We start from the raw sequence: 25,396 nt of genomic DNA on the forward strand, positions 1-25,396 counted from the left end.
AATACTATGGGAATACATTTAAAAGATTTCTTCAGAAATGAGTTAACCATCCAGCATATCCAAACCGCTATGGACAAAGATGAAATTACCTCAAGAGAATTAGTGATGTATTATTTAGATCGAATTGCGAAGTTTGATCAGGCAGGTCCAAAGCTAAATTCAATTCTTGAAATAAATCCTGATGCTATTTTCATTGCTGAAGGACTGGATTATGAAAGAAAAGCGCAAGGGACTAGAGGACCCTTACATGGGATTCCGGTCTTACTGAAAGACAATATTGAAACACAGGATTCGATGCATACCAGTGCTGGGTCCATTGCTTTAGAAAATCATATGGCTAGCCAAGATGCATGTCTTGTAGAAAAACTCCGCAATGCTGGAGCTGTTATACTTGGTAAAACTAATATGACGGAGTTCGCAAATGGGATGTCATCCGATATGTGGGCCGGCTATAGTTCTAGAGGTGGACAAGTGTTAAATCCGTATGGTGATAACCTATTTGTAGGAGGATCAAGCTCAGGCTCAGCTGTTGCAGTTGCAGCTAATTTAACTGTCCTCTCCGTTGGGACAGAGACTGATGCATCTATCTTAAGTCCAGCTGTCCAAAATTCAGTTGTCGGCATCAAACCAACAGTAGGATTAATAAGTCGAAAAGGAATTATACCATTCACGTATTCTCAAGATACAGCGGGACCATTCGCAAGGACTGTAACAGATGCAGCCCTTTTACTAGAAGCTATGACTGGTTTTGATTATTCAGATCATGCCACGTGTAAAAGCAAGGGAAGATTCCAACAGGGATTTTCTTCTTATCTAGATCCTGCTGGTCTAAGAGGTGCCAGAATTGGAATATTTTCTGATGCTTCTGAAGAGTTTCTTCAATCAGAAGAATACGATGAAAGTCTTTATAAAAATGTCATTCAAACCATCATAAAAGAAGGTGCTGAAACCGTAGAAGACATAGAAATCCCTTCTTTTCACAGAGAATGGAAGTGGGGCGTTTCTCTATATGAATTAAAACATAGCTTAGATAATTATCTTTCCCAATTACCTCCTCAAATCCCTGTTCATTCAATTAAAGAATTAGTACAGTTCAATAAAGAAAACGGGGAAAGAGCTTTAAAATATGGCCAGGATAAACTAGAAAAGCGAGCGGGCTTACCGAATACATTAACTGACCCAGAATACTTGAATGCAAGATTAGAAGATTTATATTTTTCACAAGAACAGGGAATTGACTATACATTAAAAAAATACAACCTCGATGCAATTCTTTTCCCTTCCTATGCAGGTTCAACCATTTGTGCTAAAGCTGGTTACCCATCCATTGCTGTACCTGCTGGATACATGAAAAATGGAAGACCATTCGGCATTACGTTTGCAGGAACAGCTTTCTCTGAAGGTGTTTTAATTAAAATAGCTTTTGCGTTTGAGCAATCTACTCAATGTAGAAAAAGTCCTAACTTTTAAAGGAATGTTTTATTACCATTCTGATTGATATGATCAAGCTATTCTACTTTTGAGGAGGTACATAAGTCTCAAGAAATAAAATAGGGAGTTGGTTAAATATGTGCGGGATTTATAAGTAGACATATTGAAAGAGATTCTTCTTTATCAAGTTATAGAAATATACTTTTGCAAAAAGCGGTATCTGATTTAAGTTCTGATCCAAATGTTTTGGCGATCTATTTAAATGGATCATTAGCCAAAGGGAATTTTGATCAATACTCTGATATTGATTTAAATACTCCAGATAAGAAAACTAATTTTATTAAGGATAAACAGAATCGAGCAAAAAAATGGGGAGAAGTTTTATTCTTTGAAGGTATTCATTCATCGTCTGTTATAGTGAAACGCAGGGACGGTTCTTGTGTTTCAAACAAGAATAATACGGAGAAACTTTTTTAGCCTCGTTTACGACCATTTTGTAAAGAGGTGAATTTAGTGAAAAAATTCTTGCTGCTATTTGTATTAATTATTATTTCATATACATGTTTATCCTGTAATGTGAAGACTACTAAAAGACATACAGATACAGATTATTCAATAGGAAACCCAACTGTGGATGAAATTTTAGAAGATAATCGGAATGCAGATTTATTTTTATTTAATCAAATCGTATATACGAATGCTGAAGATCTTGAATGGGTAAAAGCGAAAGAATTAACTATTGGGGAAGAAGTCTTAGTGATTTCTAAACAAACCAATGATAGAAATAAATTTGATGATGGTGCTGCAACCAAACTTCCTGTCGGTACAAAGATATATAAACCAGTTGAATCAGGAAATATTTTAGTAGCTATTGTTGATCGAAAAGAAATCAGATACTTAGGTTTACGGGAAGGTTAGTATTATAATTTTATAGAGGAAATTATTGGTTGATGTCGAAATAGAACATGTAAAAAAATGTCGGAAAGAAGGGAATTAAATGGGCAGAGTGATTGGATTCGAGCTTAGCAGTCAAGAACCCGAAAAAGCTGTGAAATTTTATTCAGAGGTATTTGGCTGGGAATTTGCAGATCCTCATTGGGACTATTGGGCAGCTACTACCGGTAAAGATGAAAAGGAAGGTATAAATGGTGGGATTGGTAAGGGACCTAATGATCACCCTCATGGGACTCGTATACAAATAGAAGTTATTTCAATCGATGAAGCCATTGCAAAAGCAAAATCAAATGGTGCCATGGTTGTACGCGATAAAATGGAATTCGATGATTTTTATCTTGCTTATATGGTGGATCCGACGGGGATTGGATTTGGTCTAATTCAGAAAAAGTAACTTTTCAACAATAAAGCAATTCAATTATCAAGGATTCCTAGTTAAGTTGCTTAGGAATCTATTTTATTTAGTAGGCTATATTATTAAATCAGCTGTATCTATATCTAGAAGTTAACTGGTTAATTTCTATATGCAGGGGGATCAGGGAGTATTTTACACACTCTGTTTCATATCGTGGATATAGAGCAAGCGTGGATGAATGGTTTACAAGGAAAAGCAAGAGAGTTGGGTCTAGTACCAGTTTCCGATAATTTATTTTGGTGGAAAATTGTTAGTATTTTAATTTTGGAGGGTTTTTATGAAGGTCCATGACCACCGTAAAATACATAATAATATTTATAAGGGTAAATTAAATGAAATTGAAATAGTAGAAGTTCCGAACCTGCAATTTATAGCTGCAGAAGGCATAGGGTCAAGAAATGTGTATGAAATGCATAATGGAGATGTATTGTGGTCGATTAGCAGAGTGATTAATCGATTAAAAGATATGACCAAAACGGAAATGGATTATAAATTTACATTAATGCCATTAGAAATTATATGGTCACAAAAGGATTTAGAAAACGATGAGATATGGTCATGGAAGGCCATGATGCAAGTACCTGATTTAATTACGGAAGATATGTTTCAGGAAGCGATTTTAGAATTGGAGAAACGGAAAAGAAGTGTTCGTGTACCTTTAAATTTAGAAAAGCATGAAATGGGATTAAACATGCAAACCATCCATCTGGGTCCATATCATCAAATTCAAGATACCATCGATCAATTTAAAAGCTATTGTACAATGAATGGATATAAAATCAAGAGTCAATTTAGAGAAATCTATATCAATCAGCCATATTGCAATGTACCCGAAAAATTACAAACTATTGTTAGAGCAGAGATTGAATCCACAGAACAAATATAAGGCTTGAGTTTAACTGCCCAAGCCTTTTTCTATTGAACTTTTTTAGTTATTTCTATTTGTAAACCTTCCATGAATATTACCATATTTATAAGTTGGATTTACGAACTCATAGAGTTCTAGAGATAGTGCCAAATAGCGTTTTTCAAACAATAGGGAAAAATGATCCTTTAAAACCTCATACATTTCGTCACAGGTTGCTTTTTTATCTACACCTGAACGACCATTCGCAATCTTTAATGTGACATGGACAAATCCATCGTCTTCTGAGCCGTCGGCAACACGGTATTCTGTCAATTCAATCGCTCTAGATCGGATACCGCCGATCGGGAAGACGTCAGGGCGGGCAATCAGTACATCATGAAGTTTTTTTAAAAGTTCCGGGATTCGTGCTTCACCCTTTATGTTGTCGGTGTATTCAACTATGATATGGGGCATACAACCAACCTCCTTATCTTTGAAAAACTTCGTCACTTACAATGTTATTAACCAGCCGTCCAATTCCTTCAATTTCGGTTACGACTTCATCACCGGCATGTACTTTCGTTACGCCTTCAGGTGTTCCTGTAAGGATGAGATCCCCAGGCTGTAAGGTCATAAAACCGCTCAAGTATTCTATTAATGAGGGGATATCAAAGATCATATCCCGGGTATTTCCTTCTTGCTTTAATTCTCCATTTACATAGGTACGAAGAGAAAGATTCATCGGATCCTTAATATCATCACGATCAATCAGCCAAGGTCCGATAGGGGTACCTGTATCTCTGTTTTTGACGCGAAGGTTTGGCCGATAATAGTTTTCTAGATAATCTCTTATCGCATAGTCATTCGCAATCGTGTATCCGGCAACGTAATCATAAGCATTCGCTTTTTGGACTTTCTTAGCAGCTTTGCCAATAACAACGGCAAGTTCACATTCATAATGCATATGGCTCGCATCATTTGGTTTGCGGGTTTGCCCCCTATGGCCCACTAAAGTATTTGGTCCTTTTAAAAATACAAGCGGTTCCTCAGGGGCTTGAAACGTTAGTTCCTTGGCGTGATCTGCGTAATTAAGTCCCAGAACAAATACTGTTCCCGGCGTAATTGGGGGAAGCCATACAACTTGTTCCTGGTCCACAATCCGTCCATCATTTAACTGTAGCTTTCCATTCACCTCGACTGCATCATGAATTGAACCATAGACCGCAACTCTGGCATGTTTCATAGACTTGCACCCCCAAATAATCGCTCCTCCGAAATAACCCGATTTTCCAAAGCACCAATCCCCTCAATTTCAATTCGAACTAAGTCCTGATCCCGAACGAGAGGAGCATTTTCAGGAACTCCAACTAAAAGTACATCACCCTGATAAAGGGTCATGAACTCTGTGACATCCTTTAAAAGCTTCGATACCGAACGAATTAAATTTGCTGTATTGTTTTCTTGCATAACTTCCCCGTTTACAAAAACACGAATGGTAAGGGCATCTGGATTTTCAATTGCACTCTTTTTCACAACCCAAGGGCCAATTGGACAAAAGCTATCTCGTGCTTTATGTTTGACGGCTGGTCTAAAAAAACTAAAGTGAGGGACACTGATATCATTTACAATCGTATAGCCTGCAATATAATCGAATGCAGCTTGTTTTTTAATACGAGTAGCTGTTTTTTCAATCACAATACCAAGAGATGCACCGACCTCCAGTTCATTTATATCACTTGGTAAGAGAATATCCGCCCCAGAGCCGATCCATGTATTTTTAGGTTTGATATAAAGGATGGGGGCTTTAGGGGGTTCGTAGTATGGTTTTTGATTGAGTGCCTCACTAAGTGCTTCTAAGTTTCCCTGATAGTTTAATAGAGTTCCGTATACAGTACCAGTAACAGGGGCGTCTAGTTTGATTTGCTCTGGCTTAATTGTACGGCCATTGAGATCTGCGGTGTTTTGGGAAGGGTTAACACTAGCTTCGATTATTTGCGATCTTCCGGCTAATCGGAACGTTGCAGTAGTCATTATAAACACTCCTTTAAAATAATCCTATAGAAAATCATATAGGATTAGAAATTCATATTCAAATTATTTAAACAATTTAAATTTAGGGGCATTTAGTTGAAAAAGAGAGACGAATTACTTTGGACGTCTCGCTTTAACTAATAATTATCCCAATTTCAGGATCAAATGTTTGCAGTAAAAACCGGGCACTTTTAGAAAGATAGCGATCTTTTAGCCAAATCACAGCTGATTCTGATAAAAGGGCAGAATCGTTGATTTCAACGGTAAGTGTATTTTTAGTAGGGAGTGTATTCAGGGTTGATTTAGGAACAAGGGTTACTCCCACTCCAGCATCGACCAGTGCCAACAGCATGGCAGCATCTGGGCAGTCACAAACAATCTTTGGATAAAATCCATGGCGTTTACATTCATTGATCACCATTTCAAATTGTCCGACCCCGTTGATTCGATGGAGCAGTAACAAGGGAAAGTGTTGCAGCTCTTTCATAGAGATAGAATCTTTTGAGGAGAGGCGCTTTTCCCATTGCTGTGGAACTACGGCAACATAACGTTCTTTTGGAAGTGAAATCATGGAGAATTCTTGGGTGTTAAGCGGAAGTCGTACAATCGCTAATTCAACCTCCCGATTGCGGAGCAGTTCACTTACAAAGAATGTATCTCCTTCACGCAATTGAAACGATACATCAGGGTAAAGCTCACGAAATTGCCTGATCTTATCAGGAAGATGGGAGAAGCATGTTTTGACTGAACCAATCGCCAGTACACCGCGGAGTCCTTCACCGGTTTCTTTTACTTCTTGTTTCGTTTCTTCCAATTGCGTAAGAAGGTGCTGAGCCCTTTTGTAGAGAAGTTTTCCAGCTTCGGTTAATTCCAGGCTGCGGCCATTCCTTTCAAGGAGTGTTACACCCAGTTCTTGTTCGAGTTGTTTTAATTGTTGACTAAGAGGGGGCTGTGCCATATGGAGTTTTTTTGCAGCGCGGGTTATTTGTCCTTCCTGCACGATTGTACAAAAATAATGCAGCTGTCTGATATCCATAGCAGACCTCCAAACCATATTTTTTTTATATAGAAAACCAACAAAATAGATATTTTTCATATAGAGTAACACATGCTACAGTAAAAATGAAAGGGTTTTCAAAAAATTTAAAATTGTTCATTTAATTAAAAATAAGAAAGGGAGTGCTTTCCGATATGCAAAGATATGAGGAAGCAAAACAAAGATTAAGAGGCTCCATTGCCCCAATTGTTACCCCGTTTTATGAGGATTTTACATTGGATCTGGATTCACTGGAAAACTTGATCAATTGGCATATTGAAAGTGGGAGCCACGGCGTCTCAGTGACCGGAACGACCGGTGAACCAAGTTCTCTAACAGTAGATGAACGCGTCAGAGTGATGGAAAGGGCATTAAAGGCAGTTAATCGCCGTGTTCCATTCGTACCTGGAACAGGCTCAACGAACCACGAAGAAACCCTATATTTAACGAAAAAAGCTGAGGAAATGGGAGTCGATGCAGCACTCGTCATTGTTCCTTATTACAACAAGCCTTCTCAACATGCCCTGTATAAGCACTTTAAAGCAGTGGCTGACTCCGTAAGTATTCCCATCATTGTTTACAACATCCCAGGCCGTACCGGAACAAACCTTGAAGTAAAAACACTAGCCCGTTTAGCAGAGGATTGTCCGAACATCATCGGTGTCAAAGAATCCAATAAAGATTTTGAACACGTAAACCGTGTGCTCTTACATTGTGGCCGTAACTTCAATTTGTATTCCGGTATTGAGCTTTTATGCTACCCGATGCTCGCGATTGGAGGGGCCGGTTCGATTAGTGCTACGGCTAATATCGTTCCTGATAAAGTGGCTGAAATCCACAATGCCTGGTTCGATGGTGATCACCAAAAGGCACTAGAACTGCATTATGAGCTAATGCCATTAAATGATGTCCTTTTTAGAGATACCAACCCAGCTCCAGTAAAAGCTGCATTAGGCATGCTTGGAAAAATCAAACCGGTTCTTCGATTACCAATGGATTTGCCTGCAAAAGAAATACAAACAGAAGTGCGTGAAGTATTAAGCCGATACGTTGAAGTTCCGGTTGAGTAAATATCTTAATTTCGAGGGAGGGAACAAAAATTGCAAAATCAAACCATTAGGGGAACCGACCAATCTATACACAAGCAAGTAGAGAATATCAAACTTTATATTAATGGGGAATTTGTTAAGGCAAAGGCAGGCGGCCTGATAGAAAACCTTAATCCTTTTTCGAATAAAGTAATTAATCAGACTTCAGAGGGTCGCGCAGAAGATATCAAGGAGGCTGTAGCTGCAGCCAAGGAAGCCTTTGAAAAGGGTCCTTGGGGTACAATGAAGATAATTGAACGAATGAAGTATATTTATCGGATTGCAGATTTAATTGATGAACATAGTGAAGAACTCTCTTATCTGGAATCACTGGATACGGGGCTGCCAATCAGCCAAACCAAAAAAATGGCAGGACGGTCTGCGGAAAACTTCCGCTTTTATGCGCGCATGGTTGAAGCTAAACTTCACGGGGATGCCTATCCGGTGGATGGAGAATATATCAATTATACAATCTATCAGCCTCTTGGCCCAATCGGACTGATTACCCCTTGGAATGCGCCTTTTATGCTGACAACATGGAAGGTAGCTCCGGCCCTTGCAACAGGAAATACAGTTGTTTTAAAGCCAGCGGAACTTTCACCATTAACCGCTAATAAACTGGCAGAACTTATTGATCAGGCTGGAGTGCCAAAAGGAGTCTTTAATGTAGTTTACGGCTATGGAGAAACTGCCGGTGCAGCACTGGTAGCCCATCCTGACGTGAGGGCGATCTCCTTTACGGGTGAAACCGTTACCGGCTCTACCATTATAAAAAATGCTGCCGACTCGCTGAAGAGAACGTCAATGGAACTCGGCGGAAAGTCTCCGCTGATTGTATTCGATGATGCGGATTTTGAGAAAGCGCTCGATGCAGCTGTCTGGGGTATCTTTAGCTTTAATGGTGAGCGCTGCACAGCTAATTCACGTGTGTTCTTGCATAAGAAAATCAAGGATAAGTTCATCGATGCATTAAAGGAGAGAGTTGAAAATATTGTTATCGGTGATCCTTTGAACCCTTCCACCCAGCTGGGGCCGCTAATTGATAAAGGACATTTTGAAAAAGTCAGCTCTTACATTGAATTGGCCAAACAAGAGGGGTGTGATGTCTTTCAAGGAATAGTTCCTGCCGTATTCTCTAAAGGGAATTTCTTGCCGCCAACACTATTGTTGAACGCTAAGAATGATATGAAGGTCTGCCAGGAGGAAATCTTTGGTCCCGTCATGGCGGTGATTGAATTTGAAACAGAAGAAGAAGTGATTCAGGCAGCTAATGATGTGAAGTACGGTTTGGCAGGATATGTTTGGACCAACGATATTAAAAAGGGACATCGTGTCGCACAAGCAGTCGATGCCGGGATGATCTGGGTAAACTCTCACAATGTTCGCGACCTTCGGATTCCATTTGGCGGAATGAAGCAAAGCGGAATCGGCCGCGAAGGCGGACATTATGCCTTTGAGTTTTACACAGAACCAAAAGTTATTCATGTAGCGATAGGCGAAATTCATATTCCGCAGTTTGGAATGAAAAAGAAAGAGAATTGATAGGTCCATAAACACAAAAAACAATCCATATGATAACCAAATTCAGTCTATAAATAGAAAAATCTGTCCATAACCGTACTTAATAAAGGAGGGGGAAACTTAATGCCGGCAAAAACAGGGCAGCAATATATAGAACGATTAAAACAGGCGAATAACAATGTCTACATTCACGGAGAACGAGTCCAGGATGTGACTGAACATCCGGCTTTTAAAAACGTGATTCAATCTATGGCACATTTGTATGATCTGCAATATGAAAAGCCAGATAAAATGCTTTATACCTCCCCGACAACAGGGGAAAAAGTAGGGATGACCTTCCTGCAGCCAACTACAATTGACGAACTGATCCAAAGAAGAGAAGCAATGCAAGAGTGGGCATTAACCTCAGGCGGAATGATGGGACGTTCTCCGGATTACCTCAATGCTGAAGTAATGGCGATGGGGATGAACAATGAAATCTTTGCTGAGGCAGATACTATGTTTGCCGAAAATGCGAGAAAGTACTATGAGTATGCTCGGGAAAATGATATTAGCCTTACACATACATTAATCCACCCGCAAGTTAACCGTGCTAAGGCACAGCATGAACAAAAGGATGCAAATGTTGCCTTGCATTTAAAAGAAAAAACTAAAGACGGAATTTATATAGATGGAATTCGTCTTCTCGCTACCCAAGGGGGTATTACTGATGAAATTCTCGTTTTCCCATCTACTGTAAAAAAAGCGGGAGAACTTGATGATCCATATTCACTTGCGTTCGCGATTCCCAACAATACACCTGGTCTGAAATTTATAAGCAGGGAATCTTTTGATTATGGGAAAAGCACGTGGGATCATCCATTAGCCTCTCGTTTTGAGGAAGGTGATGCGATAGTTTCCTTTGAAAACGTGTTTGTACCTTGGGAACGGGTATTTGTCTGCGGTAATTCATCCATTTGCAACCGTACTTTCCGCGAAACGAATGCAGTCGTGCATATGTCTCATCAAGTAGTTGCGAAAAACATTGTAAAAACAGAATTTCTGCTCGGGGTTGCTCTATCTGTTATGGATGCAATTGGAATTGATCAGTTCCAGCATGTTCAGGATAAAGGGACAGAAATCATGCTGACCCTTGAAACGATGAAATCTCACCTATATCGGGCTGAACATAATGCAAAGCTTGATAAGTCTGGAACAATGACCCCTGATTTTGAGGCATTAAACGCTGCGAGAAATTGGTACCCGCGTGTCTATCCGCGATTAATTGAGATTGTGCGTGTGCTTGGTGCATCCGGATTAATGGGAATCCCAACTGAAGCTGACTTTAACCATGAAGAAATTGGTCCAATCATTCATCGCGGTCTCCAAGGAAAAAATCTCGATGGCTACGAACGCGTTCAATTATTCCGCTTAGCCTGGGATTTAACGATGAGTGCATTTGGAAGCCGTCAAATGCACTATGAATATTACTTCTTCGGTGACCCAGTCCGGATGGGAATGGCCTATTTTGAAGGTTATGGAAAAGATGAATTAAAACAAAGGGTAAAAGACTTCCTCAATAAAGGAAGCAACAGACCTTTTTCGAAAGTTTAAGGGGTGAAAAAACCATGAACTTCAATATCATTCGTGCGGCAAGAGCCGTTTTACATGTAACAGATTTAGAAGCCTCCCGAAAATTTTATGTAGATACGCTTGGTTTTGTCGTAACCGAATCCAACGATAATCATCTTTATTTGCGCGGATTAGAAGAACAAAGCCATCACTCTCTTCTGTTAAAAAAAGCAGCAGAACCAGCACTCGAGGTTTTGAGCTACCGAGTTTTCTCAGAATCAGACCTCGATGTTTTAGCAGAATTTTTTACAGATAAAGGGTTAAAAACAAAGTGGCTTGAGGCAGGAACGCAAAAAGCTGTCGGGAGAGCGTTACGAGTGGAGGATATTTCAGGCTTGCCGCTTGAGTTTTATGCGAAAATGGATACAGTTGAACGATTGCTCCAGCGCTATGACCTTTATAAAGGAGCAAAAGTACAGCGCATTGATCACTTTAACTGCATGGTTACGAATGTAGAGAAAGCCTATGATTTTTATATAAAAGAACTAGGATTTGCGTGCTCTGAATACACGGCATCGGAAGGTGACCGGATTTGGGCAGCATGGCTTCACCGGAAACCAAGTGTTCACGATGTCGCGTTTATGAATGGAAAAGGGCCGTGTCTTCATCATATCGGCTTTTGGTTAAGTGATCCAATGAGTTTAATCCATGCATGTGACGTGTTAGCTGCCAGCGGATATACAGATAGTATGGAAAGAGGACCAGGCCGTCATGGGCTTTCCAATGCATTCTTCCTTTATTTACGTGACCCTGATGGCCATCGGATTGAGCTTTATAATGGAGACTATTTAACGAGTGACCCAGATTTTAATCCGATTCGCTGGGATATTAACGATAAAAGACGACAGACATTCTGGGGTCATGAAGCACCCGATAGCTGGTTTAATGAAACATCAACAGTCTTAGATGTAGAGGGAGAAAAAGCAGTCCCAGCTTCTGAACCAACTCTTAAACAGCATAAACCGACCTTTATCATATAAAATTTCATAAACTAAATTTAGTAAATTTAAAAAAACGGGATGATCGATTAGAGGTCTTCCCGTTTCCCTTAAAAACAAAATATATGGTTTAATAAATACGGGAGGTGACGCAAAGTGAAAATTGAAAGAAAAAAATTATTTATTAATGGCCAATGGGTGGAGGCACAGCAACACCAGACGCTAACATCTCCTTATACGAATGAAGCGATTGCTGAAATTCCAATGGCGAATGCTGATGAAGTGAATCAGGCAATTGAAGCTGCGCATAAAGCACGAAAAGTGATGGCGAAGCTTCCCATTCATAAACGATCTGCGATTTTAGCTAAACTGGCACAGTTACTCGAAAACCGTTTTGAAGAGGCAGCAAAAATCATTGCGCTTGAGGCTGCCAAACCAATTGAAACAGCTAAGGCAGAAGTAAATCGGTCGATACAAACGTATAAATTTGCAAGCTTCGAAGCAAACCGGATCGGTGGAGAAACGCTCCCATTAGATGCAGCTCCGGGCGGAGAGAATCGGTTCGCATATACAATCCGGGAACCGCTTGGTGTTATTGGAGCCATTACTCCTTTTAATTTTCCAATGAATCTGGTTGCACACAAAATCGGTCCTGCGATCGCATCAGGAAATACGATCGTTTTAAAACCAGCTTCTCAAACACCGCTCTCATCCTTTTTTATTGCTGAACTTTTACAAGAAGCTGGTTTGCCAGACGGAGCCTTAAATATTGTAACGGGCAGTGGCAGCACGGTAGGAGATTTAATAGTTACCGATGACCGGGTAAAAATGATTACCTTTACCGGCAGTCCGGCAGTCGGAATGGGTATTCGAAATAAAGCTGGGTTAAAACGAGTGACACTCGAACTTGGCTCAAATTCAGCTGTTATCATTGATCAAGGTGTCAATCTCGATAAAATTATGGATCGCTGTGTAACAGGAGCCTTTAGTTTCCAGGGACAGGTTTGCATTTCCTTACAAAGAGTTTACGTTCATGAAAAAGAATACGAACGCTTCGTGCAAATGTTTGTTGAAAAAACAAAAACATTAAAAATCGGGGACCCGTTAGATCCAGAAACTGATATATCGGCGCTTATATCTAAAAAAGATGTCGAGCGTGCTCTTTCCTGGATTGCAGAAGCAGAAGAAAGCGGTGCAAAGGTATTAACAGGTGGAATTGTTGAAGGAAACGTCTTGTTGCCAACTGTACTTACAGATGTAGATGCGTCTCTTAAAGTTTCATGTCAAGAAGTCTTTGCTCCAATAGTGATTATTAACAAGGTTTCTTCTATTGATGAAGCAATTAGTCATGTGAACGATTCACGCTTTGGACTGCAGGCTGGAATTTATACAGAAAAATTGAATTTGGCTCTAGAAGCAGTGGAGACATTAGAGGTCGGTGGTGTTATGATAAATGATATCCCAACTTTTAGAGTCGATCATATGCCATACGGCGGGGTCAAGGAAAGTGGTACGGGGAGAGAAGGAATTAAATATGCGATTGAAGAAATGACCGAGATGAAACTTGTAGTCATCAATCGTAACTGAGGAGAGTGACCTAGTTGGATGATCGTACATTTAGAAATGCGATGGGGAAATTTGCAACCGGGATAACGGTTGTCACAACAGAAGCGGATGGGAACACCCACGGAATGACGGCTAATGCCTTTATGTCAGTTTCCCTAAATCCGAAGCTTGTGCTGGTGTCTATCGGACATAATGCAAGAATGCATGACATTATAAAAAGAGCGGGGAAATTTGCTGTCAGTGTTCTGGCTGAAGATCAAGAAGAGTATTCTGTAATTTTTGCCGGTCAAAAGAAAGACGAGCGAAATATTACTTTTAAACGATTAAATGATATGCCTGTTATTGATGGAGCATTGGTGAACCTTACGTGTAATGTGTATGACGCCCATTTAGCAGGGGACCATACCCTCTATATCGGCGAGGTCACAGATTTAGCAATACAAGACGGAGATCCGATTCTGTATTTTGGCGGAAAATACCGAAAACTAAATGACTATTAATAAAGGGTGGAAGAGCCACCCTTTTTATATTCATTGCATACTACATAATTCCTAGTAATGAGGAAAAATTATACTTCAATAAATCGCATATGTTGACAGTATACCCATGAGGGTATAAAATACTCCTTGTCAGTGTTTCCTTCATTTGATAAAAAGGAGGCTGCCTAAGTGACATACTTGGTAATGCTGCTCGCAGGTTTGATTAGTTTTAAATTATATAACAGATACGTTCCCATTTTCGGGGTAAAGTGTTCAGCTGCATTAGATTTAAATGAAACATCCATCCAGGTTATCGATGTTAGAGATTATAATCAATCCTATAAAGATCCAGTACATGGTGCAGTGAACATTCCGATTGCTTATTTAAAAAGATATCACCGTGAACTAAATAGTCATAAGATTTATATTATCGCTTCAAGTCCTCTAGAAAAAAACCTAAGCATCCGTTTCTTAAAGAGAAGAGGATTCAAAATCATCGGATATAGATTAACTAATTGTAATTGTAAAGAATGGTTCAAACGAAAATTGGCGTAGGAAGTGAGGGATACTTTAAACATGGAATATACAGACCAAATGAAAAATAGAGTGAAACGCATAGAAGGTCAGTTAAGAGGCATCTTAAAGATGATGGAAGAAGGAAAAGATTGTAAAGAAGTTATTATGCAATTATCAGCTGTTCGATCTGCAGTTGATCGAACCGTTGGTGTGATTGTCAGTTCAAATCTGGTAGATTGCGTTTTAGAAGTGGAACATAAAGGCGAGAAAACAGATGACCTAATTAGAGAAGCTGTCAACCTTTTGGTAAAAAGCAGATAAAATTGTCAGGTTGACATTCTTTTTTTAATTTTATATTATACCCATAGGGGTATGGGTAATGGTTTATTTATTTATGATCTATAATACCCCTAGTAGTATATAAAAATCATAGATTGATAGGAGGAATAACGATGACTGAAAAGAAAACCACAAACATTATTTTATTTAGCGGTGATTATGATAAAGCTATGGCTGCTTATATAATTGCCAATGGAGCGGCAGCTTATGACCACGAGGTTACAATCTTCCACACGTTTTGGGGATTAAATGCACTTAGAAAAGATGGGGATTACAACGTAAAGAAAGGATTTATTGAAAAAATGTTTGCAAAAATGATGCCAAAAGGAGCAGACAAAATGGGCCTTTCTAAAATGAATTTTGCGGGATTTGGTCCTAAAATGATCAAAGAAGTTATAAAGAAACACAATGCAATGACATTACCTCAGCTCATAGAGATGGCACAAGTTCAGGACGTTAAGCTGGTTGCGTGCACAATGACAATGGACCATTTGGGACTTAAGCAAGAAGAGCTTTTAGATGGGATTGAATTGGCTGGTGTTGCAGCATACTTAGCAGACGCTGAGAATGGAAATGTAAACCTGTTTATCTAAGTTATTAAAAAGTAAACAAATTTTTATGCGATTAGGAGATTCTAAAATTATTAATATAAATGTACAGCATAAAAAACTAAGATTTAAGGAGGAAATAACAATGAAACAATTATCTGCAAATGAAGTGGCAGCACTTTTAAACGAAAACAAGGATCTTAACATTGTGGATGTTCGCGAGGTTGATGAAGTAACGTTAGGAAAAATTCCGGGAGCCATTCATATTCCTTTAGGACTGCTTGAATTCCGTATGCATGAGCTGGAAAAATCTAAGGAATATATCATGGTATGCCGTTCAGGCGGCAGAAGCGGACGTGCTTGTCAGCTTTTGGAAGGCCATGGGTTTAATGTAATTAATATGGCTGGCGGAATGCAGGACTGGGAAGGGATTACAGAGTAATTTTTTTGATTGCAAATATACCCTGCAGGGTAATTTAGGGAGGAAGAATAATGGAAATGGTAAAAACTGACTTCGTATTAGATGCTAGAGGATTAGCCTGTCCAATGCCTATTGTTAAAACAAGGAAAGCGATTAAGGAACTTAAAGAAGGTCAAGTAATCGAAGTTCAAGCAACTGATAAAGGATCAAAGGCAGATATTCAAGCATGGGCTAAAAGCTCAGGACACCAATATCTTGGTACTCTTGAGGAAGGCGATGTGTTAAAACACTATATTCGTAAGGCATCGGATGAAGAAAGTGCTGAAAGAAAATATTCTCATGTAGTGAATAATGAAGTCCTCGAAATGAAATTAAATGCTAATGAAAACATTGTAGTTCTTGATGTAAGAGAGGCGGCAGAATATGCGTTTGGTCATATCCCTATTGCCATATCAATTCCATTTGGAGAACTTGAACATCGTTTAAATGAGTTAAATCAGGAGGATGAAATTTACGTCGTTTGCCGAACAGGGAATCGAAGTGATTTTGCTGCTCAAAAATTGGCCGAAAATGGATTTACGAATGTCACCAATGTGGTGCCTGGTATGAGTGAGTGGACAGGTAAGAAAACCGGTATCATTAAGTGATTATTTTTTTAAATATATAAATACGGTAGGGGGTAATTTAACATGAAAGTAAACGTTATGACATCGAGTGAAGTAACTAAAAAAATCATTAGTAAAGAAAAATTGTTCATAGTAGATGTGCGAAACGAAAGCGATTTTAAAGAGTGGAAAATTGATGGGGAAAACTTTGAATATCTTAATGTACCTTATTTTGAGCTTTTAGACGGTGTAGAAGGAATTCTTGATCAAATTCCAACTGATCAGGAAGTATTAGTTGTTTGTGCAAAAGAAGGTTCTTCTGTAATGGTGGCTGAAATGCTTTCAGAAGCTGGCCGTACCATTTCTTATCTGAAAGGCGGGATGAAAGCTTGGAGTGAACATTTAGAACCGGTTAAAGTTGGTGCTTTAAATGGTGGCGGCGAGATTTATCAATTTGTCCGAATTGGTAAGGGCTGCCTGTCCTACATGGTGGTATCTGACGGTGAAGCAGCGGTTATTGACGCTACACGTATGACAGACATTTACTTGGATTTCGCTAAAAATATGGATGTAAAAATTACGCATGTGTTTGATACGCACTTACATGCAGACCACATTTCTGGCGGACGTAAAATAGCTGAAAAAACAAATGCATTATACTGGCTTCCTCCAAAAGATGCAACAGAAGTCACATTTGCTTTTCAACCATTAAAAGACGGTCAGAACGTGATAATCGGTAGTACAAAACTCAACATTCATGCCTTTTATTCACCGGGTCACACAATTGGATCCACCTCATTTGTAGTAGGTGATAAGTTCCTTCTTTCAGGTGACATTCTGTTTGTCGATTCTATTGGAAGACCTGACCTTGCCGGTTTAGCACAAGATTGGGTTGGAGATCTACGAGAAAGTTTATATTCTCGATATCGAGAACTATCTAAGGATTTAATTGTACTTCCAGCTCATTTTATGATTATGGAAGAATTAAACGATAATGGAAGTGTATTTGAAAAACTGGGTGTTTTATTTGAGAAAAATCATGGTCTCAATATCGGGGATGAAGATGAATTTAAAAAACTGGTAACAGAAAACCTGCCGCCTCAGCCAAATGCATATCAAGAAATTCGCCAAACTAACATGGGTAAAATCAACCCAGATGAGGAGAAGCAGCGCGAAATGGAAATAGGTCCAAACCGCTGTGCGGTTCGATAATCGTTAACAGAAGACAAAAAAAATAGGAGGTTTTATAAATGGAAGTGACAAAAGTATTAGATGCAAAAGGACTCGCATGTCCAATGCCAATAGTAAAAACAAGGAAAGCAATCAATGAGTTAGATTCAGGCCAAATTTTAGAAATTCATGTAACTGATAAAGGGGCTAAAAATGACTTGTCAGCTTGGGCAAAATCTGGAGGTCACGAACTTATTAAGCAAGAAGAAGAAGCAGAGGTTTTAAAGTTTTGGATTAAGAAGGGTTAATAGGTAGGGCGCCAGACAGGGGCTCCCTTTTTAAAGGAGGTTTTCCAGTGGACATAGCATTTTTTATAACAATTTTCTTTATTGGATTAATCGGCTCCTTTATTTCTGGGATGGTTGGGATTGGCGGCTCCATCGTAAAATATCCTATGCTTTTATACATCCCGCCTATGATGGGGTTGGCTGCCTTTAGTGCTCATGAGGTTTCCGGAATTAGTGCAGTACAAGTATTTTTCGCTACGATCGGCGGAGTGTGGGCATACCGAAAAGGCGGGTATTTAAATACAACATTAATTGCTTATATGGGCGTTAGTATTTTATTTGGCAGTATTATCGGTGGTTTCGGCTCTAAATTAATGAGTGAAAATGGGATTAATGTTGTTTATGGTCTATTGGCCTTAACTGCTGCTATCATGATGTTTATCCCTAAAAAAAGGACTGACGATATTCCTTTCAATGAAGTTAATTTCAATAAATGGTTAGCCGCTGCCTTAGCTTTTGTGATTGGCGCTGGTGCTGGGATTGTAGGAGCTGCAGGTGCATTTTTATTAGTACCGGTTATGCTGGTAGTTTTAAAGATTCCGACACGAGTGACCATTGCATCCTCACTAGCAATTACCTTTATTTCATCTATCGGATCGACTATTGGAAAACTGACAACTGGCCAAGTTGAATATCTTCCCGCACTTATCATGGTTGCAGCAAGTCTCATTGCTTCACCATTAGGAGTGATGGTCGGGAAAAAAGTAAACACGAAGATCTTGCAATGGGTACTTGCTGGACTTATTTTGGCAACTGCGGTTAAAATTTGGGTTGATATAATGTGAGAAAAATAGTTTCTTTAAAATAGGGGCATTTTTGCCTCTTTTTTTATACTTTTTGAAAGTATAATTTAAGGGTGAATATATAAACAGGGGTAAAGGAAATGAAAAAATTCGTAGCTCTCTTCAAAAATAAAAGGGATGGCGAAGCAACTGAACAAAATAATTGGCTCATAGATATTCCTCAAACAAAAGGGAATTTATCAAGAGAAAAATTAACAGTATGTACGGAGGAATTACTTATCCTCCAATAGTTACCAGGTGCTGCAAAGGTCTTACCGAATGCTCGTCTAAAATCATAACTTTAGATGAAAACTTTTTATGAATATCATAGGCGGCACATAAATCCTCGTAAAAGCGGCCGATAGAACGTGCATATTCAACATTTTTCTTTGAAAAGATTCCGGATCTGTTGATGATGATATTTTCATATTTATGAGCGAGTCTATTTGCCTTTTTCATAAATTTATAGGCATCGCTCATTTTGATCAAATCTTTGCCTTCTTTATAAAGGGTCGAGATATCGTTCTTCATTGCTTTTGTTAAGCCAGAATTTATTTTCTCGAAATCAGTTGGAATCTCATCAAACACATATTGCTTCAGCATAATCAAATCTGAGTTTAAACGGTCGTTTAAAAAACAGAGATAAATTTGCAGCGTATTATACGCATCCCACATTGGATTGTGCTTGTCGCCGATAAACTTTTTTCCATACAATTCCACTGCATTTTCAACAGAAAAGTGAGTTTTCGTCACTCTTTTTGAAAAGATTGCCTGAAAGTCTACATATCGTTTTTCGATTTTTTGAATGGTTCGAGGCGGAAGGCCGTGCCGGGCTGCATCTATTTTTAATCTGGCCAGATCGCTTTTTGACCATGAGAAGAATTGAGATCGCTTCACGCCGCCGACCCAATACAAAAATTCTGCAAACACCTCTTTAAAATCTGAAGCATTCTTCAAATCCTCATCTGATATCCCAGTTAATTCTTTACAGAATCGAGTAAGCCGTTTGTGACTTTGTGGGCGAATATAGCGATCGAAATAAGAAATTTCTTTTGTTTGCAGGTTGTATTTAACAGCACCAAGTCGAATTACTTCCATCTCTTCGAATTTCATTCCCCGATTGGAACAAAGCATTTCAAAATCGAAGAAGATATATTGCTGCAGATCTGCCATTGTTTCTCCTCCTTTCCCAACAGGACATTATATCAGGAAAAGGATCAGAAGAGAAGGCGTAATATATGGCAATTCAGTATCTCTTAAGAAAACATTCCTTTGTAATTTTCTGTGGATCACAGATTCAAGTACTAATTACTAAATAAAAGACCATAAACTAGGAATAAGGGGTGAGAGCGTATGACGATTCATGTTGTCCAATATGGTGATTCCTTATGGAAAATTGCAAATCAGTATCAGCTTCCTGTTGCAGCTATTGTTGAAGTTAATGGTTTACCGTCAGAGAACGCCATCATTCCTGGTTTGGCACTTTACATTCCAGATGAAGCTATCGTTCATATTAGACCGTATATGCTAAAAGCAGGTGATAACCTCTGGCAGCTATCCAATCGTTTTAACACAACTATTGAGGCAATATTACAAGCAAATCCCGGAATTGATCCGTCTCAATTATATATAGGGCAAAGACTTCTCATTCCAACTCCGATAAGGCCTCAAATAGAAACTTTGGGTTTTATTATTCCCTACTCCCCAGAGGACATTTTACCAACACTTCGGACTTTATCTGATTTGCTAACATATGTGGCAGTGGTTTCTTACTCGTTTACGGGAGAAGGCTATGCGTATGTATTACTAGATGATACTGCAGTCGTTTTAGAAAGTAATCGGCTAGGGATAACCCCTTTATTGATGATTCGTAATTTTACATCCGAAGGTTTTAATCCTGATTTAGCCGGGAATGTGTTGGCTAACCCGGTTTATAGGAGAAATTTAATTGATAGTTTATTACGATTTATTAATGAGAAAGGGTATGGCGGAGTTTCACTTGACATAGAGTTTATTCCGCCAGCACGTAGAAGCGATTTTAATACATTTTTAACTGAGCTGAAAGCAGCACTTGGCACGCGAATATTACATGTTAATGTTCATGCTAAAACCGAAGACCTACCAACTAACCGTATCGTGGGAGCCTATGATTATCACGCAATCGGTGAAATTGCTGATGTTGTTGCAGTAATGACTATTGATTATGGATATCCAGGCGGTCCCCCGGATCCAGTATCCCCATTGTGGTGGATGGCTCAGGTCGTCCGGTACGCAACAAGTTTGATTGATTCACGTAAGGTGCAGGTTGCATTTCCCTTGTATGGATACGATTGGAGGGTGATTGATAATACTACTACAGCATTATCTGTAAATGGTGCTCAAAACCAGGCCATTATTGCTAATACAATCATCGAATTTGATGAGGCTGCGGCATCTCCCTGGTATCGATACTGGAAGGGGTTAGAGGAGCATATCGTTTGGTTTGAAGATATCAGAAGCTATCAAGAAAAATATCAATTAGTAGATCAATACCAGTTACTTGGTGTAACATACTGGCAAATTGCCTTACCAGCACCACAGAATTGGGCATATTTGCATAATCACTTTATCGTAACGTAAAGCCAATCTATTATGGATTGTAACGGGGACAAAAGACGGGAACAGGGTTGTGTATGCATTACGAGACCCAATGATTGTAGAATTGCTAAGTGTTGCTCGTCAAATTTTTAATAACCATCTGATCGATACCATTACAATGCTGGATAAATTCAATGAAGAAGAGCTGGAACAGTAGGATAAAAAGGTTAAAAATCCTTTATTAGAGTCTAAGTTCGTTTATTTTAACTTGAGTTCGTTAGTCCGCTCCTTAGTTCAGTTGTATCAGCATAAAATGCTTAAAAAAAATTCGACTGATCCTGCTAATCAGCCGAATTTTCTTATTTTAAAATGGATAATTGCGATACTTCTTCTGCACAGATACCCATTTGGTTACTGTAAACTCCTCGACAACCCAAGGATTTCCGAAACGACCGAGTCCGCTTGCTTTATTGCCGCCAAATGGAATGTTTGGGCTATCGTTTACGGTTTGATCATTGACATGGGTCATACCGGCATCAATTTCTAAAGCCAATTGTTCGCCTTTTTTCAAATCCCTTGTAAAAATTGCCGAACTTAATCCATGCTCAGTATGGTTCGCTATTTCAATCGCATGCTCGTCAGAATCCGCCTTAATAATCGTCGTAATCGGTGCAAACAATTCAGATTGGGCAAGATTGCTAGAAGGATCCACATTCGTAAAGACATAAGGGGTTAAAATCGTTCCAATCCTATTTCCCTCTAGAGCAACAGTAGCCCCATCTTTTTTGGCCTGTTCGATAAAGCCTAAAGCTTTTTCCATTTGTTTTTCATTAATAATAGGACCAATAATCGTTTGCGGATCACGTGGATCTCCATATGGAATAGCTTTTGCCCGTTCAACAAAGCGCACTACAAATGTATCATGTAAATCCCTGTGGACAATGATCCGGTTAATAATCATACAGATTTGTCCTTGGTGAATAAATTTACCGAAGATAGCAGCACTCACTGCCTGTTCAAGGTCCGCGTCCGATAATACGACGAACGGACTATTTCCTCCAAGCTCTAAAGCAACCCGTTTTAAATTACTGCCAGAAATTGCGCCAATATGTCTGCCCACTGCAGTAGAACCAGTAAAACTGATGAGCTTGGCATAAGGGTTTGTTAGCATCTCATCCCCAATTTCTGGAATATCCGTTAAAACTACATTAAACACCCCTTTCGGCAGACCGGCATATTCAAAGGCACGGGCGAGAATCGTTCCACCTGTTAGACCTACCTGTATATCTGGTTTGTGAACTACACTGTTACCAAGTGCAATGGCAGGTGCAATCGTCCGCATTGAGAGATTCATAGGAAAGTTAAAAGGGGAGATGGAAGAAATAACCCCTAATGGGAGTCGATAAATATGATTCATTTTTCCATCAATGCTACTTGCAACTTCTCTCACTTTATAAAGTTCATCAGCATATTTTATGGCTTCCTCTAAAAATTCTAATGTTAGATGATGCTCAATATTAGCTTTTAATACCGAACTTCCGGTTTCGCGTACGTCAAGATCAACTATGGCCTCACGATTTTCTTTTAAATAGTCAGCAGCTTTTTGAAGAACCATGATTCTTTCTTCTGCAGATGTTTTTGCCCATTCTTTTTGCGCAATGTATGCGGCTTGAAAGGCTTGTTCTACTTGTTCAAGCGATGCTAATTGGATAGACGTAATAATAGAACGATCATATGGATTGACAATATCATATGTCCGCTCACTTGAACCTTTAGTCCAAACACCATTGATATAACTCTGGTTAAATACTTCATACCGTTCACTCGTCCTTTTTTCTGCCTCCTGGTAACCTTGCTGCACAGGGGATCCCTCCTAAATATTATTTTTATAAAACATTCTTATCAGGATCAAAGGAGATAAAATCTGCCCATGTTATGTAAGTGCTTATCATTTCAAATAAAATAGATGAACCACTTTCATAATACAGGCTATTTGACTTAATATTCTGAATTATAATGTGTAAAAGGAATGGCCGCACACCCAATTGTTGCGCTATGTGAAACAGTATGAAATTTTTCCCAACCTACGCTTGCTCTCTGATCCTAGCAGGGTGGTCTGGCAGCAAAGATGGAACCGCATTTTCAAAGGATCCGACAGGAGGCCAGTTGCATAAGTCAAACGGGAAGTCAGAGCCTGGAACAATATGATCTTCCCCAACAGCATGAACTAAAAACGAAAGTGCTGCTTGATTCCATAAAACCGTGTCAAACCAAAACTTTTTTAAATACTCAATTGGTTCAGCCTGCAGGTTTGCTGATACTTCCTTCCATTGACTGTATCCCTTGTTTAAACGGCCAATTTGATATGGAAGAAAGCCTCCGCCGTGGGCCAAAAGTATTTTTACATGAGGATATTTGTCCGTAAAACCGCTTAATAATAAGTCGGCAGCACATACGGTTGTTTCCCATGGGACTCCAATTAAATTTGGCATCATTCTTTGTTTTAAACGCGGGTCCTCACTTAATAGCGGATGTATAAACACGATCGCTTTTTGGCTGTTTGCTTCTTCAAAGAAAGGAGAGTAATAATCATCAGACAGCATTGTGTTCGGCAGACCAGGACCAATAATGACGCCTTTTAGACCTAGTCTCATAGCATCCTTTAAAACATCAGCAGCTTTTTGCGGATCATTCAGCGGAACTGTGCCCAGGGCAGAAAGACGGTCTGGAAGGGTTGTAACCCACTTTGCTAAAGATTGATTATAGACCATTGATAGCTCTGTTGTAATATCTGGAGAAAAGTCATACATAAACAATTGAGGTATAGGAGAGACGACAGAATGTGTCACATTGGCTTTTACCTGCTCCTCCAGGTATAGCTTTTCATCTACAAACGTACTTTTAAGTTCAAAACCCCATTTTTCATTTACCACTAAAAATTCAGCTTTATTTAGATCTTTTTGAACCCACTTTGCATGGACGGTTTCCTGATGCTCTTTTAACCAGGCCATAATATCTTTCGGAATAAAATGAGTATGAAAATCGTACATCGTATCACAGTCCTTTCTATCAGTAATCCCAATATCCCATTTTTTCAGAGATTTCCTTGCTTGCCTGAATCACCTTCTTGGCTATATAAGGAATCTTATACTGGTCAATTCTTTGCTTTGGGCCGACGACTGATAAAGCTGCAATTACTTTGCCTGTATAATCAAAGACAGGGCCTGCAACCGAATTAACCCCTTCAGAAATTTCTTCAATACTGTAAGCGTATCCGTTTTTTCGGACTTCTGCTAAATTTACCCGCAGTTTATCTGGGTCTGTCATTGTATGATTTGTATATTGCTTTAACCCTTTGGCAATGACAGCTTCTACGAGTTCATTATCGGAAAAGGCTAGCAGGACTTTTCCAGAACTGGTACAATACATCGGGTTCCTTTTACCTACATGGGTAAGAAAACGAACAGGGTGATTACATTCGACTTTTTGCAAATAGATTACGCTTAAGTTATCGACGATTGAAATATGAGCAGTTTCCCCAATGTTTTCTACAAGTCTGTTTAGAACAGGCTGTGATTCACGGTACACATCCATATTGTTATTGACGATACCGCTTAACGATAAAATTGAAAGGCCAAGACGATATTTTTTCGACTCAGGATCCTTATAAACAAACCCTTCACTAGCTAAAGTAGCCATCGTCCGGCTAACAGTACTTTTGTTTAACCCCAATTCAGAAGACAAATCACTAATTTTCTTTTCAGGCTCATCCATAGAGAAACTCCTTAAAATTCGCAAAGCATTTTTTACGGATGAAAGCAGATGCTCTTCATTTTGTTTTACCCCAAATGAATTCCTCCTTTGCTTTAATTTGTTGCATATAGCTAAACATAGTTTCATTTCTGTGGAAAATATAACAAATAAACGGTAAATTGAAAAGGAATATTATTATTATTCTGATTTTTCTATAAAAAAACAGCTCAAAGGTTGCAGCTACTTGTAGGAAACAGCCATCCACTTGCAGTAAATTGTCAGCAATCAAAAGAATAGCAAAGAGATTTCATAAAGAAACTCGTCCATTTTTATTCCCGAAAAAATTTTTCAGTAAAAATTTCGTTATTGTTTCATATAGCGCAACACGAGAGTTGTATGTGAAACTCTTGCGTTTTACGAT

29 protein-coding genes and 1 pseudogene are annotated in these 25,396 nt (G+C 39.1%); 22 read left to right on the forward strand and 8 right to left on the reverse strand.

Going from position 1 to position 25,396, the window contains the following annotated elements; genetic code table 11:
• The first annotated feature begins 6 nt into the window (after positions 1-6).
• The 5 genes from CRO56_RS06665 to CRO56_RS06685 all read left to right on the forward strand — a co-directional run bounded on the left by CRO56_RS06665 (position 7) and on the right by CRO56_RS06685 (position 3,686).
• Positions 7-1,470 carry an amidase family protein gene (locus tag CRO56_RS06665; protein WP_097157824.1) on the forward strand — a complete coding sequence of 488 codons (1,464 nt, stop codon included), beginning with the start codon at positions 7-9 and terminating at the stop codon, positions 1,468-1,470.
• A gap of 165 nt (positions 1,471-1,635) precedes the next feature.
• Positions 1,636-1,908 (forward strand): nucleotidyltransferase domain-containing protein, encoded by a 273-nt coding sequence (locus tag CRO56_RS06670; protein WP_097157825.1) that lies wholly within the window; start codon positions 1,636-1,638, stop codon positions 1,906-1,908.
• 36 nt (positions 1,909-1,944) lie between these two features.
• Positions 1,945-2,349 (forward strand): hypothetical protein, encoded by a 405-nt coding sequence (locus CRO56_RS06675; RefSeq protein ID WP_097157826.1) that lies wholly within the window; start codon positions 1,945-1,947, stop codon positions 2,347-2,349.
• Between the two features lie 79 nt (positions 2,350-2,428).
• A complete protein-coding gene (locus tag CRO56_RS06680) occupies positions 2,429-2,779 on the forward strand; it encodes a VOC family protein (protein ID WP_097157827.1) in 351 nt (116 codons plus the stop codon).
• 298 nt (positions 2,780-3,077) lie between these two features.
• Complete coding sequence (locus CRO56_RS06685) at positions 3,078-3,686, forward strand: GyrI-like domain-containing protein (RefSeq protein WP_097157828.1); 609 nt, start codon at positions 3,078-3,080, stop codon at positions 3,684-3,686.
• A 42-nt stretch (positions 3,687-3,728) separates the two neighbouring features.
• Here CRO56_RS06685 and CRO56_RS06690 read toward each other — a convergent pair whose 3' ends face one another.
• The 4 genes from CRO56_RS06690 to CRO56_RS06705 form a co-directional block, all read right to left on the reverse strand.
• On the reverse strand, positions 3,729-4,121 hold the full coding sequence (locus CRO56_RS06690) for a 5-carboxymethyl-2-hydroxymuconate Delta-isomerase (RefSeq protein ID WP_097157829.1): 393 nt from the start codon (positions 4,119-4,121) through the stop codon (positions 3,729-3,731).
• A 13-nt stretch (positions 4,122-4,134) separates the two neighbouring features.
• A complete protein-coding gene (locus CRO56_RS06695; RefSeq protein ID WP_097157830.1) occupies positions 4,135-4,890 on the reverse strand; it encodes a fumarylacetoacetate hydrolase family protein in 756 nt (251 codons plus the stop codon).
• On the reverse strand, positions 4,887-5,678 hold the full coding sequence (locus tag CRO56_RS06700; RefSeq protein ID WP_097157831.1) for a fumarylacetoacetate hydrolase family protein: 792 nt from the start codon (positions 5,676-5,678) through the stop codon (positions 4,887-4,889). The genes CRO56_RS06695 and CRO56_RS06700 overlap by 4 nt, the downstream gene beginning before the upstream one ends.
• 133 nt (positions 5,679-5,811) lie before the next feature.
• Positions 5,812-6,714: a LysR family transcriptional regulator gene (locus tag CRO56_RS06705; protein WP_097157832.1), complete on the reverse strand. Its 903-nt coding sequence runs from the start codon at positions 6,712-6,714 to the stop codon at positions 5,812-5,814.
• Between the two features lie 155 nt (positions 6,715-6,869).
• Here CRO56_RS06705 and hpaI point away from each other — a divergent pair, with 155 nt between their 5' ends.
• From hpaI to CRO56_RS22805, 15 genes are all read left to right on the forward strand, one after another.
• Positions 6,870-7,784: a 2,4-dihydroxyhept-2-ene-1,7-dioic acid aldolase gene (gene hpaI / locus CRO56_RS06710; protein ID WP_097157833.1), complete on the forward strand. Its 915-nt coding sequence runs from the start codon at positions 6,870-6,872 to the stop codon at positions 7,782-7,784.
• Between the two features lie 30 nt (positions 7,785-7,814).
• Complete coding sequence (gene hpaE, locus CRO56_RS06715; protein WP_425427175.1) at positions 7,815-9,344, forward strand: 5-carboxymethyl-2-hydroxymuconate semialdehyde dehydrogenase; 1,530 nt, start codon at positions 7,815-7,817, stop codon at positions 9,342-9,344.
• A 102-nt stretch (positions 9,345-9,446) separates the two neighbouring features.
• Positions 9,447-10,916 (forward strand): 4-hydroxyphenylacetate 3-monooxygenase, oxygenase component, encoded by a 1,470-nt coding sequence (gene hpaB, locus CRO56_RS06720; protein ID WP_097157834.1) that lies wholly within the window; start codon positions 9,447-9,449, stop codon positions 10,914-10,916.
• Between the two features lie 14 nt (positions 10,917-10,930).
• Positions 10,931-11,914: a 3,4-dihydroxyphenylacetate 2,3-dioxygenase gene (gene hpaD, locus CRO56_RS06725; RefSeq protein WP_097157835.1), complete on the forward strand. Its 984-nt coding sequence runs from the start codon at positions 10,931-10,933 to the stop codon at positions 11,912-11,914.
• 114 nt (positions 11,915-12,028) lie between these two features.
• A complete protein-coding gene (locus CRO56_RS06730; protein WP_097157836.1) occupies positions 12,029-13,459 on the forward strand; it encodes an aldehyde dehydrogenase family protein in 1,431 nt (476 codons plus the stop codon).
• 14 nt (positions 13,460-13,473) lie between these two features.
• A complete protein-coding gene (locus CRO56_RS06735; protein ID WP_097157837.1) occupies positions 13,474-13,938 on the forward strand; it encodes a flavin reductase family protein in 465 nt (154 codons plus the stop codon).
• 168 nt (positions 13,939-14,106) lie between these two features.
• Positions 14,107-14,472 carry a rhodanese-like domain-containing protein gene (locus tag CRO56_RS06740; protein ID WP_097157838.1) on the forward strand — a complete coding sequence of 122 codons (366 nt, stop codon included), beginning with the start codon at positions 14,107-14,109 and terminating at the stop codon, positions 14,470-14,472.
• Positions 14,473-14,493: 21 nt separating this feature from the next.
• The gene (locus CRO56_RS06745; RefSeq protein ID WP_097157839.1) at positions 14,494-14,754 is read left to right on the forward strand and encodes a metal-sensitive transcriptional regulator; all 261 of its coding nucleotides are present in this window, start codon (positions 14,494-14,496) and stop codon (positions 14,752-14,754) included.
• Positions 14,755-14,885: 131 nt separating this feature from the next.
• Positions 14,886-15,365, forward strand: a complete 480-nt coding sequence (locus CRO56_RS06750; RefSeq protein ID WP_097157840.1) for a DsrE/DsrF/DrsH-like family protein — start codon at positions 14,886-14,888, stop codon at positions 15,363-15,365.
• A 100-nt stretch (positions 15,366-15,465) separates the two neighbouring features.
• On the forward strand, positions 15,466-15,762 hold the full coding sequence (locus CRO56_RS06755; protein WP_097157841.1) for a rhodanese-like domain-containing protein: 297 nt from the start codon (positions 15,466-15,468) through the stop codon (positions 15,760-15,762).
• Between the two features lie 50 nt (positions 15,763-15,812).
• Entirely contained in the window at positions 15,813-16,388 is a 576-nt protein-coding gene (locus tag CRO56_RS06760) for a sulfurtransferase TusA family protein (protein WP_097157842.1), read from the forward strand.
• A gap of 42 nt (positions 16,389-16,430) precedes the next feature.
• A complete protein-coding gene (locus CRO56_RS06765; protein WP_097157843.1) occupies positions 16,431-17,558 on the forward strand; it encodes an MBL fold metallo-hydrolase in 1,128 nt (375 codons plus the stop codon).
• A 38-nt stretch (positions 17,559-17,596) separates the two neighbouring features.
• Entirely contained in the window at positions 17,597-17,824 is a 228-nt protein-coding gene (locus tag CRO56_RS06770; RefSeq protein WP_097157844.1) for a sulfurtransferase TusA family protein, read from the forward strand.
• A 47-nt stretch (positions 17,825-17,871) separates the two neighbouring features.
• The gene (locus CRO56_RS06775; protein ID WP_097157845.1) at positions 17,872-18,648 is read left to right on the forward strand and encodes a sulfite exporter TauE/SafE family protein; all 777 of its coding nucleotides are present in this window, start codon (positions 17,872-17,874) and stop codon (positions 18,646-18,648) included.
• Positions 18,649-18,746: 98 nt separating this feature from the next.
• On the forward strand, positions 18,747-18,896 hold the full coding sequence (locus tag CRO56_RS22805; RefSeq protein WP_179714198.1) for a hypothetical protein: 150 nt from the start codon (positions 18,747-18,749) through the stop codon (positions 18,894-18,896).
• Here CRO56_RS22805 and CRO56_RS06780 read toward each other — a convergent pair.
• Complete coding sequence (locus CRO56_RS06780) at positions 18,883-19,818, reverse strand: 3'-5' exonuclease (RefSeq protein ID WP_097157846.1); 936 nt, start codon at positions 19,816-19,818, stop codon at positions 18,883-18,885. The two genes, CRO56_RS22805 and CRO56_RS06780, sit on opposite strands and share 14 nt — an antisense overlap.
• Before the next feature lie 180 nt (positions 19,819-19,998).
• On the opposite strand from CRO56_RS06780, the gene CRO56_RS06785 reads away from it, so the two are divergent.
• A complete protein-coding gene (locus CRO56_RS06785; protein ID WP_097157847.1) occupies positions 19,999-21,264 on the forward strand; it encodes a LysM peptidoglycan-binding domain-containing protein in 1,266 nt (421 codons plus the stop codon).
• A gap of 16 nt (positions 21,265-21,280) precedes the next feature.
• Positions 21,281-21,439, forward strand: a pseudogene (locus tag CRO56_RS06790) (transcriptional regulator); the annotation flags it as partial.
• A 147-nt stretch (positions 21,440-21,586) separates the two neighbouring features.
• On the opposite strand, the gene CRO56_RS06795 reads toward CRO56_RS06790, so the two are convergent.
• From CRO56_RS06795 to CRO56_RS06805, 3 genes are all read right to left on the reverse strand, one after another.
• Positions 21,587-23,083 (reverse strand): aldehyde dehydrogenase family protein, encoded by a 1,497-nt coding sequence (locus CRO56_RS06795; RefSeq protein ID WP_097157848.1) that lies wholly within the window; start codon positions 23,081-23,083, stop codon positions 21,587-21,589.
• Between the two features lie 223 nt (positions 23,084-23,306).
• On the reverse strand, positions 23,307-24,272 hold the full coding sequence (locus tag CRO56_RS06800; protein ID WP_097157849.1) for an amidohydrolase family protein: 966 nt from the start codon (positions 24,270-24,272) through the stop codon (positions 23,307-23,309).
• Positions 24,273-24,291: 19 nt separating this feature from the next.
• On the reverse strand, positions 24,292-25,122 hold the full coding sequence (locus CRO56_RS06805) for an IclR family transcriptional regulator (protein WP_097157850.1): 831 nt from the start codon (positions 25,120-25,122) through the stop codon (positions 24,292-24,294).
• Positions 25,123-25,396: the final 274 nt, after the last annotated feature.

The organism is Bacillus oleivorans, assembly GCF_900207585.1.
Classification (GTDB): domain Bacteria; phylum Bacillota; class Bacilli; order Bacillales; family JC228; genus Bacillus_BF; species Bacillus_BF oleivorans.